Source organism: uncultured Idiomarina sp. (genome assembly GCF_964010655.1).
Classification (GTDB): Bacteria; Pseudomonadota; Gammaproteobacteria; order Enterobacterales; family Alteromonadaceae; genus Idiomarina; species Idiomarina baltica.
Window position 1 is genome coordinate 1 of sequence record NZ_CAXGLS010000057.1, and the last position, 12,962, is coordinate 12,962.

General features: G+C 49.5%; 11 protein-coding genes. 6 read left to right on the forward strand and 5 right to left on the reverse strand.

Annotation, left to right across the window (positions count from 1 at the left end):
- A partial coding sequence (locus ABNS04_RS11245; protein WP_348671496.1) for an AbgT family transporter occupies window positions 1–460 on the reverse strand: 460 nt, incomplete at its 3' end.
- Between the two features lie 92 nt (window positions 461–552).
- On the opposite strand from ABNS04_RS11245, the gene rnhB reads away from it, so the two are divergent.
- The 4 genes from rnhB to ABNS04_RS11265 all read left to right on the forward strand — a co-directional run bounded on the left by rnhB (window position 553) and on the right by ABNS04_RS11265 (window position 5,133).
- Window positions 553–1,119 carry a ribonuclease HII gene (rnhB, locus tag ABNS04_RS11250; RefSeq protein WP_006955701.1) on the forward strand — a complete coding sequence of 189 codons (567 nt, stop codon included), beginning with the start codon at window positions 553–555 and terminating at the stop codon, window positions 1,117–1,119.
- A gap of 66 nt (window positions 1,120–1,185) precedes the next feature.
- Entirely contained in the window at window positions 1,186–2,130 is a 945-nt protein-coding gene (locus tag ABNS04_RS11255; RefSeq protein ID WP_272978212.1) for a 2-oxoglutarate and iron-dependent oxygenase domain-containing protein, read from the forward strand.
- Window positions 2,127–3,902 (forward strand): 5'-nucleotidase C-terminal domain-containing protein, encoded by a 1,776-nt coding sequence (locus ABNS04_RS11260; protein WP_272978211.1) that lies wholly within the window; start codon window positions 2,127–2,129, stop codon window positions 3,900–3,902. The genes ABNS04_RS11255 and ABNS04_RS11260 overlap by 4 nt, the downstream gene beginning before the upstream one ends.
- A gap of 10 nt (window positions 3,903–3,912) precedes the next feature.
- Window positions 3,913–5,133, forward strand: a complete 1,221-nt coding sequence (locus tag ABNS04_RS11265; RefSeq protein WP_272978210.1) for a multidrug effflux MFS transporter — start codon at window positions 3,913–3,915, stop codon at window positions 5,131–5,133.
- Window positions 5,134–5,206: 73 nt separating this feature from the next.
- Here ABNS04_RS11265 and fadE read toward each other — a convergent pair whose 3' ends face one another.
- Window positions 5,207–7,669: an acyl-CoA dehydrogenase FadE gene (fadE, locus tag ABNS04_RS11270; RefSeq protein ID WP_272978209.1), complete on the reverse strand. Its 2,463-nt coding sequence runs from the start codon at window positions 7,667–7,669 to the stop codon at window positions 5,207–5,209.
- Window positions 7,670–7,843: 174 nt separating this feature from the next.
- Here fadE and ABNS04_RS11275 point away from each other — a divergent pair, with 174 nt between their 5' ends.
- Window positions 7,844–8,578, forward strand: a complete 735-nt coding sequence (locus ABNS04_RS11275) for a DUF3108 domain-containing protein (protein ID WP_272978208.1) — start codon at window positions 7,844–7,846, stop codon at window positions 8,576–8,578.
- On the opposite strand, the gene purN is transcribed toward ABNS04_RS11275, so the two are convergent.
- The 3 genes from purN to ABNS04_RS11290 form a co-directional block, all read right to left on the reverse strand.
- Window positions 8,575–9,216 (reverse strand): phosphoribosylglycinamide formyltransferase, encoded by a 642-nt coding sequence (gene purN, locus ABNS04_RS11280; protein ID WP_286682698.1) that lies wholly within the window; start codon window positions 9,214–9,216, stop codon window positions 8,575–8,577. The two genes, ABNS04_RS11275 and purN, sit on opposite strands and share 4 nt — an antisense overlap.
- Before the next feature lie 10 nt (window positions 9,217–9,226).
- The gene (gene purM / locus ABNS04_RS11285) at window positions 9,227–10,282 is read right to left on the reverse strand and encodes a phosphoribosylformylglycinamidine cyclo-ligase (RefSeq protein ID WP_071462434.1); all 1,056 of its coding nucleotides are present in this window, start codon (window positions 10,280–10,282) and stop codon (window positions 9,227–9,229) included.
- A gap of 92 nt (window positions 10,283–10,374) precedes the next feature.
- Window positions 10,375–11,826: a potassium transporter TrkG gene (locus tag ABNS04_RS11290; protein ID WP_348671498.1), complete on the reverse strand. Its 1,452-nt coding sequence runs from the start codon at window positions 11,824–11,826 to the stop codon at window positions 10,375–10,377.
- A 146-nt stretch (window positions 11,827–11,972) separates the two neighbouring features.
- Between ABNS04_RS11290 and ABNS04_RS11295 the strand changes: the two genes are divergently transcribed.
- A partial coding sequence (locus ABNS04_RS11295) for a peptidase C39 family protein (protein WP_348671500.1) occupies window positions 11,973–12,962 on the forward strand: 990 nt, incomplete at its 3' end.

Here is a 12,962-nt window from a genome sequence, read left to right on the forward strand (position 1 = left end):
GCACATAACCCGCATCTACAGCAGTGTGACTGACGATTGCAACCAAAATAAGCATGGGGGTTAGCAGCATTTTGGGTGTAACACGCAGCATCAATTTGATACCCACGTTAATAAAACCCGAACGTTCTGCTACCCCGACACCTAGCATGGCAACTAAGACCACACCGAGTGGCGCAAAGGTCATAAAGGTATTGACCATCCCCGTGAGGAATGACGTCAGTTGATCGCTCGCTAATAGATTGGTGATGGTGATGGCATCACCGGTGACGGGGTGGCGTTCGGCAAAGTCGACATACGAAAGTCCCCACGAAACAAAGGCGACAATAATCAGTAGGCCAAAAAACATCACTGCCGGGTCCGGTAACTTATTACCGACTTTTTCGATGCCATCTAGGAACCGATTCAGCAAGGTATTCGGCGACTGTTTTGCCGTAGGCGTAGGCGTTTCAGAATCGCTCATGGTATCCTCTTATTAAAGTTAGAATGATTAAATTAAAATGCTGTGAAAAATGTTATCACAGTGTTAACAAACGAAGGTAGAGACTTTACGCGATGATTTGTGGAGTAGATGAAGCGGGGCGTGGCCCAATCGCGGGACCGGTTGTAGCCGCTGCTGTTATTTTAGACCCGGAACAGCCGATCGAGGGACTCAATGACTCGAAAAAGCTGAGTGCAAAAAAGCGCGAGCGCTTGAGTGAAGAGATAAAAGCAAAAGCGCTCTACTGGAGTATTGCGCAAAGTGATGTCGACGAAATTGACCAACTCAATATTCTGTGGGCGTCAATGCTGGCGATGAAGCGTGCAGTGGAAGCGCTGCCAGAAGCTCCGACTGAGGTGCTCGTGGATGGCAATCGTGTACCCGATCTCGTCGTGCCAGCACGCGCTGTCGTGGGCGGTGACGCCAGTGAACCGACTATCGCTGCGGCATCGATACTCGCCAAAGTCGAGCGGGATCGACAAATGCTGGAGTGGCACCAAACCTACCCACAGTATGAGTTCGATCGCCATAAAGCCTACGGCACCGCGCGTCACCTTGAATTACTGAAGCTATATGGGCCGTGTGTCATTCATCGACGCAGTTTTAGACCGGTACGTGAAGCCCTCAACGCTTGTGATTAAAGCGGTTTCTTTTTAAACTATACAGCCTTTTGTTTTGCTGTTTTTCGACAATTTACGGATGTACCCATGCAATCAACTAATCACTCAATTCCCCACGTGGATATGCGTCGTTACGACGAAGATTTTCAAGCATTTACCAAGGATGTCGGTAACGGCTACGAAGAATATGGATTTATTGCGCTGACAAATCATGGTGTTGATACACAGTTGATTGAACGAGCTCTGGATACTTGCCGTGAGCTATTCGCACTGCCCGAAGACGTGAAAATGAAATATCACCGTCCTGGAGAAGGTGGTGCACGGGGTTATACGCCGTTTGGTACCGAGATTGCAAAAGATGCAAAACATGTCGATTTAAAAGAGTTCTGGCATGTGGGACGTGAGCTCGAAGGCGAGCCGCCGTATCCACAGTTGCTGCCCAACGTGTGGCCCGAGGAACTGCCAGAGTTTAAGCGCGATATGACCTTGAGCTATCAAGAACTTGATAAACTAGGCAACAAGGTATTAGATGCGTTGGCGGTGTTTTTAGACCAGCCGCGAGATTTCTTCCGCGACAAAGTCAACTTGGGTAATTCAATCCTACGTCCGCTGCATTACCCACCGATTATCGATGAAGGGACACCGTCGGTGCGCGCCGGCGCGCATGAGGATATCAACGTACTGACGTTGTTGGTGGGCTCGCGTGAACCTGGGCTTGAAGTATTGGCGAAGGACGGTACTTGGGTGCCGGTCACCATTATTGAAGGTGCTATTATTTGTAACGTGGGTGATATGCTACAACGACTCACTAACCACCAGTTGCCGTCAACAACTCACCGCGTGGTGAACCCTCCGATGCCTTACAGCGCTAAATCGCGTTATTCGATTCCATTCTTTTTGCATTTTAATCCGGATGTGATGATTACACCGTTGGAATCATGTATTTCTGAAGAAAATCCACAAAAAGATGAACCTATTACTGCTGATGACTATCTGATGGAACGGTTACGCGAAATAGGTTTGGTAAAATGAAACAGGTTGTAATTTCGTCGCTGGCACTCAGCTTGTTGGGTGCTTGCGCTTCTACGCCGCAACAACCCGCGGCGCCGAAGCCTTTTGAATTGACTATCGCACATATTAACGATCATCACTCGCACCTGGCTCCGAGCGAATTAACCTTTGATTGGGCAGGGCAGGCGTGGCAAGTCGAAGCGGGTGGCTTCCCGCGTATGACGGCGATGATTGACCAGATTAGACAGAACAATCAAAACGTCCTGACATTACATGCGGGCGATGCGATTACCGGTAGCGTGTTTTTCAAACGCTTGGGCAGCGCCGCCGATGCGCGCTTTATGAACGATACCTGCTTTGATGCGTTCACCATTGGGAATCATGAATTTGATACCGGGGATGTTGGATTAAAAACCTTTTTAGATCAGCTTGGAACGACGCGCTGTAATACCGTCAAGTTGTCCGCCAATATTGAACCCGAAATTGGTGTTTCGCCGTTAACACCGCAAACGGCAACGGATTCTTTTCAGCCTTATACGATTATTCAGCGTAATGGGCAGTCGCTTGGGCTGGTTGGTTTAACGATCGCCCAGCGCACCATGCAAACCTCGCACCCGGATAAAACCACACGGTTAACCGATGAATTAGCCGCTGCTCAGCGTAGCGTTGCGGCACTGCAGGCGCAGGGTATTGAAAAGATTATTCTATTAACGCATGTGCAATACCAAAATGATATCGACTTCGCCGGCAAGTTGCCGGGCGTGGATGTTATTATTGGTGGTGATTCGCACACTTTGCTCGGGGATTTTAGCGCGTTCGGTATCGATGCCGACGGTGCTTACCCAACGCAGGTGACCAACGCGGAAGGCGATCCGGTTTGTATCGCGCATGCGTATAAATACAGCCAGGTAGTCGGTGAGCTACACGTCACCTTTGATGGTGATCGGGTGGCAAGTTGCTCGGGGCGTCCGCACTATTTGATTGGCTCTGATGTACAGCCCAAGGCGGGCGCAGTAACGACCGTACAGCCGGTACTTGATGCGTTGGACCAATCGGGCGTTTTTACGCGCATAGAACCCGATACACAGCAGCAAGCGTGGTTGGATACGTACCAACAACAGATTGACGCGTTTGCAAATGAAGTCTTAGCTAAGGTGCCACAGCGCATTTGTACGCAACCCATTGGCACACCACGTCGTGCCGAGTGTGGGCAGCAACAAAGTTCAGGCTTGCAACGTTTAATTGCCGAATCTTTCTTAGCCGCAGCGCCTGACGCTGATTTTGCGATTCAAAACGGTGATGGGTCACGTGGCGATATCGAGCCAGGCACCTTTACCGTAGGTGATGCATACAAGTTATTACCGTACGGCAATACGTTGATGACGATCGAGATCAGTGGTTCTGAGTTAAAGCAAGTCTTGGAAGAGGCTCTGAATTTTGCCGTAACGGGTGACGATAATATCGGTGCCTATCCTTACGGTGCGAACATTCAGTACTCAATTAACTTACAGCAAGGCTTTGGCGACCGTATTTCCGACATCAAAGTGTGGGATGACGAGCAGCAAACTTGGAAAGCCGTACGACCACGGGATACCTATCGCGTGGTGACTAATAGTTACATTGCTGGTGGACAAAGTGGCTATAAAACCTTTTTAACTTTGTCTGACCGAGGTCGAGCCCACAATACCGGTATCGACTATGCACAAGCCTTCGCCGACTATGTGCGCCAATTTGATCAACTCAAGCGACCAACACAGTTTGCTACGCAGGAGTTTGTACCCGTAAAAGAATAGGAGTGAACACATGAGTGGAACGCAGCGCGATTCCTTTACCGTATCTGATTCAGCACGATTCGATTTTGTAGTTATTATTCTTGCGTTGCTGACAGCTTTCGCGCCGCTTTCCATCGACATGTATTTGCCGGCATTTACGGCAATTGCGGCAGACTATCAAACCGATACACATCGCGTTGAGCTCTCGCTCAGCGCGTTCTTTTTTGGCTTGTTCATTGGTCAGTTACTCTACGGCACCGCGACCGATAAATTTGGTCGTAAAAAGCCGCTGTATATTGGCCTCGCCATCTATGTTGTGACTTCCATTGCCTGTGCTTGGGCGCCTGACATTGAATGGTTAATCGTGCTGCGCTTTTTCCAAGCGATTGGCGCCTGTGCGGGGATTGTCATTGCCCGTGCTGTGGTGCGAGATCTCTACACACCGCAGGCTTCTGCGCGCGTGTTTTCCTTTTTGATTTTGGTGATGGGGGTGGCGCCTATTTTGGCACCACTGTTTGGTAACTATGTAACCGAATGGTTTGGTTGGCGGGCGATTTTTTGGATTGTCAGCGTGCTCGGCGTCGCTTGCGCCTTTGTTATTCATCTCGTATTGCCTGAAACCCGCGGGCGTCGCTATGACGTGCGTATGCGACATAGCGGCCGAACCTATTGGGACGTTTTAAAAGATCGCAGTTTTCTGCGCTACTCACTGACAGGTGGCATCGCACAAGCAGGCTTGTTTGCTTACATCACAGGCTCTCCATTGATGTTCATCGAGCTGTTTGACTTTACACCATCAGCTTATAGCTGGCTGTTTGGCGCAAATGCGGTAGGTATCATCGGTTTTTCGCAGCTTAACGGGTGGCTATTAAAGTATTACCCGGCACGTAAAATTCTTAACGTATCTTTGCCTATTTTAGCGTTCGTTTCAGTGGGGATGGCGGTTGCTGCCTATGTTAAAGCACCGGTATGGGGCATTTTAGTGCCGTTATTCGCCTACATCTCCACGCTGGGCCTCGTTTTCCCCAATGCCATGGCAGGGGCACTGGCTAACCAACAAGAGCGTGCAGGCTCTGCCTCAGCGGTGACGGGGAGTTTACAGTTTTTAATTGCAGGCTTAGTTTCTATGGGCGTTAATTCAGTCAGCGGCTTAACCGACTATGCGATGGCATGGGTAATTGGCTCTACTGGCATTATTGCTGTCGTTACGTACCGGTTGATGCGTTACGAAGAGCCGGAGTCAGCGGCCTAATCGCGATTAAGGGCATAAAAAAAGGCGCTCAATTGAGCGCCTTTTTACGAACAAGGAACCGGTGAGTCTCTGCTTAAGCAGCTTCACCTTGTTTCTTATCCGTCAGGTTTTTCAATGCGTAATCAAACGCTGCCTGACCTGCCAACAAGTCTGCTGGGTCAAAGTCATCTACGTTAATGGTGCGTAAACGACCTTCCTCAGTGCGCTTCATTAACTCAGCTTCTTCCTCGTTAATCACGCCTAATTCAAGACCGCGCTCTGCCAATGCGTCGAGCTGGGTAAAGCTAAAGCGTTCGCCAGCCGCTTTACAGATCTTCGCGTGCAATGGCTCGCACTTAATCATGTTGACTAAGGTTTCTTCTAAGAACCCAAAGTGACCTTCTGGGCTTAAGAACTGACCTTCACCTAAACGGGTACGTACATCGTTTGGCTCCATCAGGATGCGTGCCACTTTATGATCGGCCTTATCGCTTGGACGATGTGCAATACGACCGAATGGGAACATGACTGCGCGCATCGCAGTACCCACGCCACCCATGTTACGCAACAATTCGATTTGCGCTTCTTGTAGCTTATACAAGGTATCTTGCATCGCCCAATGCATGAGTGGTAAATCTTCTTTTAAGCGACCTTGGTCATGGAAGCGTTTCAGTACTGCAGAGCCAATGAACAAGTAACTCAGCATATCACCTAAACGTGCAGAGATACGCTCTTTACGTTTTAGGTTACCGCCGTACATACCCATTGCAACGTCCGACAACAAGGCTAAGTTAGCGCTGAAGCGGTTCATTTGTTGATAGTACTGCTTGCTTGAGTCGCTCGCGGGCACTGAGCTTAAGCGGTGACCGCCAAAGCCGTAGAATAATGAACGGACAAAGTTGCTTGCAGCAAAGCCAATGTGACCAAACAACGCTTTATCAAATTTGTTCAACGCTTCTGGACCACTTTCAGCTGACGCGTTCATTTCCTCAAGGACATAAGGATGGCAACGGATTGCGCCCTGACCATAAATCATCATGCTACGAGTCAGAATGTTTGCACCTTCAACGGTAATCGCAACAGGTACGCCTTGGTAACCACGACCCAAATAGTTGTTTGGACCTAAGCAGATACCTTTACCACCGTGGATATCCATCGCGTCATCCATGCAGGCACGCAACTTCTCGGTCATGTGGTATTTCGCGATAGCCGAGATAACCGACGGTTTTTCACCTAAATCGATACCTGCAGTGGCAAGCGTGGTTACTGAATCCATCAAGTAGGCGTTACCACCAATGCGTGCCATCGGCTCTTCAACACCTTCCATTTTACCGATAGGCAGTTTGAACTGACGACGAATGCGTGAGTATGCACCGGTTGCCAATGCCATTTGTTTAATACCACCAGCACTGTTCGAAGGTAGAGTAATACAACGTCCCACGGACAAACACTCAACCAGCATACGCCAGCCTTTACCTGCGTTTTTCGCGCCACCGATGATGTAATCAAGCGGTACGAATACATCGGTGCCGCGAATCGGACCGTTTTGGAACGGTACGTTAAGCGGGAAGTGACGACGACCGATTTCAACACCGTCGGTATCACGTGGAATCAACGCACAGGTAATACCCAGTTCTTTCTTGTCGCCCAGTAAACCGTCTGGGTCGTACATTTTAAAGGCAAGACCGATCACAGTCGCAACAGGGGCGAGGGTGATATAGCGTTTGTTGAAGTTGAGCTTAATACCGACGATCTCTTCGCCGTTCCACTCACCTTTACAAATAACACCTGAGTCAGGAATCGCACCGGCATCAGAACCCGCTTCAGGACTGGTCAAGCCAAAGCATGGGATCTCGTCGCCTTTAGCAAGGCGTGGCAAGTAATGATCTTGCTGTTCTTTAGTACCATAATGCTGCAACAATTCGCCTGGACCTAATGAGTTAGGTACACCCACGGTCGATGCCAATACCGTACTGACGCCAGCTAGTTTCTGTAAAACGCGTGACTGCGCATACGCAGAAAACTCAAGACCACCGTATTCTTTTTTGATGATCATGGCAAAGAACTTGTTGTCTTTCAGGTACTGCCACACATGCTCAGGCATGTCAGTCAGCTCATGCGTGACCTGCCAGTCGTCGAGCATTTTGCAGACTTCTTCACAAGGGCCGTCCAAAAACGCCTTCTCTTCTGCGCTTAACTCAGCCTTTGGAATGTTGTGTAGCTTGCTCCAATCAGGGTCACCACCGAATACTTCGCCTTCCCACCAAACGGTACCCGCTTCAAGCGCATCACGCTCAGTGTCTGACATTTCTGGCATTACTTTGCGAAATGCCGTTAGAATAGGCTTAGTAAGTAAGCTCTGACGGATTGATGTAATATTCAAAGGCACCAAAATAACGGCAAGAATGACCCAAAGTACAGGGCCAACAATGCCGGCTATGCTGCCAACCGCAAACATCGCCACAAGGCCTCCGCTAAAGGCAACCAAGCTGGCGCGTTTGTAGGTTAATACACCGACAACCAAGAGGGTTGCGATGATCCAAAGTGCGACACTCATATAAATCACTCCAAGTTAGAGGTCTGACCAGTAATATGTGCAAATTAGATCAGACGGCTATGTTTTTCAAGAAAAATTTGAACACCTGTTTGAATCTTTTGTCATAGAGTGTACAGGCAAGCTGCCAGTAGGGCGGTTATATTGATACGGAGTAACGGCTAAAAGGAGTCTCCGATGGCGAAAAAATTAGTGACCGCAATGGTATTAGCCACTGCATCGTTTGCCAATATGGCAGTTTGGGCAGAGCCCGTCGAGCTTGCACCTTATAAGGCAGAATACAGTATTACTCGAGGTGGAAGCGACTATGGTGAAGGGCAACGTTATTTAACCCAAACTAATGCGGGCGAGTGGCAGCTGTACGGTCATACCGATATTTCGTGGTTTATACTGTCCGATGAGCGCACGACGGAATCCGTGTTCCGTGTGAATGATGAACAAGGCTTTATTCCCATCGACTTCCAATATAAACGCGAGGGGACAGGCTCAGATCGAGCGTTTCATGCCAGCTTCGATGCCGAAACCCATCAAGCAGTGAATGTGGAATCGGGTAAGCCAATAGACATTAACTGGCAAGGTGCTTTATACGATGAGGGCTCGGTCGCCGAGAAGCTCCGTTTAGATGTTGCCGCTGAACGTGAACCGCTTAGCTATGCAGTGATTGATGAAGAGGGCCATAGTAAAACGTATCGCTTTCAACGGATTGGTGAAGAGACTATTAGCACGCCTTATGGTCAGTTAGACACCATTAAAGTTGAACGTGTGCGGGATAATAACAAGCGCGAGACCTATTATTGGTTCGCGCCTGAAATGAACTACTTACTGGTGCAATTACAGCAGTTTAAAGAAGGTGACGAGCAAGCCACGATGGCATTAACCGGCGTGACTTATCCGAAGTCGAGCGAGGATTAATCCTCGCTCGCGTAACCGTGCGGCCCGAGCGGCTGATTATCGAGTTCAACGCCTTGTGCACCGAGTGCAAGGCGGTCATCACAAAACCATTTGACCACTAACGGGTAAATACGATGCTCCTGCTCGTGCACCCGCGCCTGCAAGTCATCGGCCGTGTCACCGTCAAAGACCGGTACTTTTGCCTGGAGTATTACCGGGCCGCCATCAAGCTCTTCAGTGACAAAGTGAACACTAACACCGTGCTCCTTATCGCCGGCATCTAATGCGCGTTGATGAGTATTGACGCCTTTGTACTTAGGTAATAAAGAGGGATGAATATTCAACATGCGACCGGCAAAGTGACGAGTGAACTCCGCGGTCAAAATACGCATGAAGCCCGCTAAGATCACCAAGTCGGGTTGATACGTATCAATTAACGACTGTAACTCGGCATCGTATGCTTCACGGCTATCAAACGCCTTATGCGATAACGCATGAGTAGCGATACCGCGTTCAGCGGCTTTTTCGAGACCTTTTGCGGTGTCTTTGTTAGCGATAACGGCGACAACTTCGCCGTTAATTTGTTGTTTTTCGCAAGCATCTACGATGGCTTGCATGTTCGAGCCGGTGCCCGAAATCAGCACTACAATACGTTTCATGAGCCGTCCACTAGCGGGTTTCGTCAGCTAAAATCTCAACTTGCTCGTCATTTTCGGCGGCATCTGCGATACGACCAATCACCCAAGCATCTTCGCCGAGCTGGTTAAGTAGTTCAACGGCTCGCTCTGCTTCAGCGTGTGGTACCGCGATGACCATGCCCACACCACAGTTAAAGGTGCGGTACATTTCGCGCATGCTGACATTGCCGTTTTCTTTTAACCAGTCAAAGATCACCGGCCATTCCCAGCTGTTACCATCGATAACGGCTTTAGCGCCTTTTGGCAGTACGCGTGGAATGTTTTCCCAGAAACCACCCCCGGTGATATGCGACAACGCGTGTACAGGCACTTGCTTAATCAGTTCTAACACTGACTTCACGTAAATGCGTGTCGGCTCGAGTAGGTGTTCAGCGAGCGTACGGTTCTCGAGGTGAGATTCCAAATCCGCTTCGCTGACTTCAATAATCTTGCGGATTAACGAATAGCCATTGGAGTGAGGACCGCTTGAGGCCAGGGCAATCAGCGCGTCACCCTCGGCGACTTTAGTGCCATCGATGATGTCATCTTTTTCGACGACACCAACACAGAAACCCGCTAAATCAAAATCACCATGCTCATACATGCCAGGCATTTCTGCCGTTTCGCCGCCAATCAATGCACAACCTGACTGCTCGCAGCCATCGCCAATACCGGTCACCACGTCCGCAGCCACATCAACGTCGAGTTTGCCAGTTGCATAATAGTCGAGGAAGAACAGCGGCTCAGCACCCTGTACAATGAGGTCGTTGACACACATCGCGACCAGGTCAATGCCCACGCCGCGGTGTTGTTTTAAATCAATTGCTAAGCGCAGCTTAGTGCCTACGCCATCGGTACCTGAAACTAATACCGGCTTTTTGTAGCCTTCAGGAATCTCGCACAATGCACCGAAACCACCAATGTTGCCCATCACTTCGGGGCGGCTGGTCCGTTTGGTGACACCTTTAATACGATCAACAAGCGCGTTGCCAGCGTCGATATCAACGCCTGCGTCTTTGTAGCTTAAAGAGGGTTTATTGTTACTCACGAGCAGTTCCTAAGCGGCAAAAAATTTGCGCGCAAGTTTAGCACGAAAAACCACCGAATAGGTACTCCCAATCGGCGGTTTTACGCGGAAAACTAGTCTCGCCAGAACTTAGGTAATAGCAAGGTCAGTACGGTAAAGTACTCCAAACGACCCAAGATCATGGCAAAGGTCAGTAGCCAGGTCCCCGTGTCGGTAACGGGAATAAAGTTGCTCGACACTTCGCCAAAGCCTGGACCGAGTACGTTAATGCATGCAGCGACAGCACTAAAGGCACTAAAAAAGTCGAGTCCAGTCATCATCAGTAAAACCGTGAGCACCATGGTGCAAATGGCAACTAACAACATGAAACTGGTGACCGCGGCGAGTACCGGCGTACGAACCACTTTATGTTGATAGCGCACATGAATCACCGCACTGGGGTGAATTGCCTGCAACATATGATGCTTTATCGCACGGAAAGTAAGAATGTTACGGATGAATTTGTTGCCGCCCGCGGTCGAGCCGGCACAGCCACCTAAATAACTCGCAATAATCAAAAAGCCCGCGGTAGCGGCAGGCCACGCGGATAGATCGTCGGCGCCAAAGCCGGTACTGGTCATAAACGAAATGACGTGAAACACCGCCTGCGAGACCGACACCCAGAATGAAGGATGGGTATGATTGACCACCGCCATCGCCGTCAAAATAACGGAAATCGTGAGGATCGCTAAGATAAAGTAGCGTGTTTCCTCGTCCTGCCAGTAACCTTTAAGTGAGCGTACGGTAAAGTTTTTGTGATGCAGTGCAAAACTGATGGCACCGAGCGCCATAAACACATCGGCAACGCCCAAAATCGTATGACTATTGAAATGACCCATACTGGCGTCATAAGGCGAGAAGCCACCCGTAGATACAGTAGAAAACGAATGAGCAATGGCATCAAACGCATTCATGCCGGCAAGCCAATAGCTAAAGGCACAGGCGAGGGTTAAACACAAATAAACCAGCCATAAATAGCGACTGGTTTTGGCGACACGAGGGGCAATTTTATCGTCTTTAATCGGCCCGGGGGTTTCCGCCTTAAGCAAGCGCATACCACCGACGTTGAGCATGGGCAAAATAGCGACCACGAAAATCACGATACCCAAACCCCCCATCCATTGCAGAAACTGTCGATACAGCAGGAAGCTTTTGGGCATATGATCGAGCCCGGTCAAGATCGTAGCACCTGTGGTGGTCATCGCGCTGACCGACTCAAATACCGAGTCGGTAAAGCTGACGCCAGTAATGAACATGATCGGCAGGGCACCTAAAACGCCCATTAAAAACCATGTCATGGTGGCAAAGGCGAGTGCCTCGCGATAATACAAACGCGCCATATTGCCCTTGCGGTAGCGCAAATAAACCAACAACGACAGTGCAAAACAAATAAGGGAACCATCTAAAAACTGACTAAAGGTTTTATCCCTAAAGACCAGCATCGACAGCAATGCGAACACGAGTTGAATACTACCTATCCAAAGAAACGGCCATGCCAATAGCCGCAAGGTTGCATGTATATTCAATGGTTAACCCTTTGTAGAGACGCTAAAAAATACACAAATAATCATTTCAAACGGGTAAAGATCGTACGATAATAGTCAAGAGCCGATGCGCTGTTGCATTCTTCTGGGCCGACGCCCACACCGGTTAAGGATACCCACAGACAGGTATGATGAACCTTGTCCCTGCAAATGTCACCCATCTTGATAGTGTTGTGCAATTAGAAAAGGCAACTTTTCCAGACGATGCCATCAGCAAACGTAGCTTTCGCCGGTTTATCGAGTCGAACACGGCGGACTTTTTTGTCATGCTCAACGATAAACGCGTGGTGGGCTATTACGTGGTGTTGTTCCGCAACAACACCAATCTCGCGCGGCTGTATGCGCTGGTATTAAGTCCACAATTTCGTGGTAACGGTTTCGGAAAACAGTTACTTCAACATGCCGAAGATCGAGCCGATCTGCGACACAGCTTATTCTTGCGAACCGAAGTTGCAACGTCTAACCAACTCGCACAACAGTTATTTATTAATGCCGGTTTTCGTGCAGTTGAGCTACGCGAGGCTTACTTCCCACCGAGTGCCAGTCAATCGCAGGATGCGCTGATACTGCAAAAGCTATTACCGCGCTATGAGCTAGGTGAGGACAACAGCGTCGGCGCAACCGAGCGCTACGTGCCCATGATGACACAGTCGACGGAGTTCACTTGCGGGCCCGCAAGTTTATTGATGGCGCTCGATTACTTTGGACGTCCGACTGCGGATGCCTCACAAGAAGAGCTCGAAATTTGGCGCGAAGCGACCACCATTTATATGACGTCGGGTCATGGTGGCTGCGGACCGCACGGACTTGCGCGAGCAGCGTTCAAGCGTGGGTTGTCAGTACGCGTTGCGGTGAATACCGACGATGCACTGTTTATTGACTCGGTGCGGCAAGAGCAAAAGAAAGAAGTCATGCAACGGATCCAACAAGCCGATATCGATTACCTGAACCGCCACGGCGTTCCTATTGATGTATGCGACTACGGAGTTGTTGAGCTGAAAGCTGATTTGGGCGAGGGGCGGCTCGTACTCGCGCTTATCTCAACCTATCATTTTGATGGTATACGTGCGCCGCATTGGGTGTTGATCTGCGCCGCGGACGATGACTTTATTTATATC